A 1,734-nucleotide genomic window follows, 5' to 3' on the forward strand; every position below is an offset into this window, starting at 1 on the left:
GGACCTGGCCGGTGGCGAGGAGAGTGTGCACGAGGATGTGCTGAGGACACCGCGGGGGGCAGTGGAGCTTGGCACGCATGGTGTGGATGTGGCTATGGACCGTGTGTGGTGACAGGTGCGCCTGTGTGGCGATGTCCTGGGTGCGGCGGACGCCGCGGACGAGATGCTCGGCGACGCGTCGCTCGGCCTGCGAGAGCGGTGTGATCGGGGCGGTGGTTGTCATGTCGGATTTCCAGGCTGGTTCGTAAAGGTCAGTCAGGGTGGCTGTGTAGTAGGGGGTGCCGGACCGCGGTGCGTTCGTGACGGCAGCCGGCGGCGGAGTTGCTACGGGAAGTTCCCTGGCGCCGGCCCCCGGGCGGGGAGCGGGGGGCCGGCGCCAGGGCCCGTGCACGGCGATGCGGATTCACGGGGTTTGCCGTGCACGGGGGCTTATGCGGTGGTGGGTTCGGGGCGTGCCCAGGCGGCTTCGGCGGCCAGGCGTTCGGACCACTGGATGGGGTCCTGGCCCAAGGCCGCGTCGGCAAGGCGTATGCGTTGGACTTCGCCGGTTCCGGCGGGTGGGTAGGTGTGCTGGATGTCGCGCCACAGCCGCTGGAGGGGGTAGTCGGCGTCGAGGGCCTGGGCGCCGTGCAGCTCCATGGCGTCCTGAACTGACTCCACTGCCCATTGGTGGCCGAGGTACTTGGAGTTGATCAGCTCGGCGTCGCAGGGCAGGCCGTGGTCGAGGAGATGAACGGATTGGTAGGCCAGGACGCGGGCGGCGCGCAGGCGAGCCTCCATCTCACCGATGCGGTCACGCAAGACGGGCAGGTCGGACAGGGAACTCCGGTAGCGGAGGCGGGACTTGAGGTAGGAGGTGGTGGTGTGCACGGCGACCTCGTGAAGTCCCAGGCTGATGGCAGCCAGGTTGGGCCGGCCGTAGAGGATGCTGCTGCTCTGGGCGACGCTGAGGCCCTGGCCGATGTTGCCCACCATGTTGTCTTCGGGGACGCGGACGCGATCGAGGTCGAGACGGCCGGCGGAGAAGCCGTGCAGCCCGAGCCCGGGCCGGTGGTCGGCGACCGAGATCCCTTTGCGGTCGGACTCGATCAGGAACGCGGTCAGCGCCTGCGACGCGGTCACGCCGGGCTCGGCGGTGCGGGCGATGACGAGGTGTGCTCCGGCGAGGTGGCTGTTGCCTATGTGGATCTTGTTGCCGGTGATCAACCACTCGTTGCCGCTGTGTTCGGCGGTGGTCTCGATGCCGCCGATGTGCCCGCCGGCACGCGGTTCGGTGGAGGCGATCGACAGCAGCAGCGAGCCGTTTGCGACCTGCGGCAGCCAGCGGGCCTTCTGCTCGTAGGTGGCGAAGTGCACAAGGGCGCCGACGGGGATGAGGGTGGCCTGCAGGATGGCTGCGGCAGCCGCCGAAGCGCAGGCGATGCGGTGGATCAGGATGGTCTTGGCGACGTGGCCGGCCCCCATGCCGCCGAAGCAGGTGGGAACGGTGACAGCGAACCAGCCTCGCTCTGCCATGAGTCCGGCGACCTTGCGCTCCACCTTTCGGGGAGCCGATTCCATGCGTACAGCCCGGGGGGCGACGTGCTCGGCTGCGAAGGCTTCGGCCTCGTGCCACAGCAGTTCATGGCGGGCGGTGAGGTAGGGGCACAGTGCTGGAGGCGGCGTGGTGGGCGTGGCGGGCATGGTCGTCTCCCTCTGCCTGGGTGAAGGTCGCACGGTGGAGCGGCCGGGGAT

2 protein-coding genes are annotated in these 1,734 nt (G+C 69.3%); both read right to left on the minus strand.

Going from position 1 to position 1,734, the window contains the following annotated elements; translation table 11 throughout:
- Nucleotides 1-223, minus strand: a 223-nt coding sequence (locus C1I97_RS36625) for a LuxR C-terminal-related transcriptional regulator (protein ID WP_220040893.1), incomplete at its 3' end; no start/stop codon positions are given.
- A 206-nt stretch (nucleotides 224-429) separates the two neighbouring features.
- Entirely contained in the window at nucleotides 430-1,683 is a 1,254-nt protein-coding gene (locus tag C1I97_RS36630) for an acyl-CoA dehydrogenase family protein (RefSeq protein WP_111007205.1), read from the minus strand.
- Nucleotides 1,684-1,734 lie beyond the last annotated feature (51 nt).

Origin of the sequence: Streptomyces sp. NTH33 (assembly GCF_003236365.1) — a bacterium.
In the GTDB taxonomy this organism is placed as follows: Bacteria; Actinomycetota; Actinomycetes; order Streptomycetales; family Streptomycetaceae; genus Streptomyces.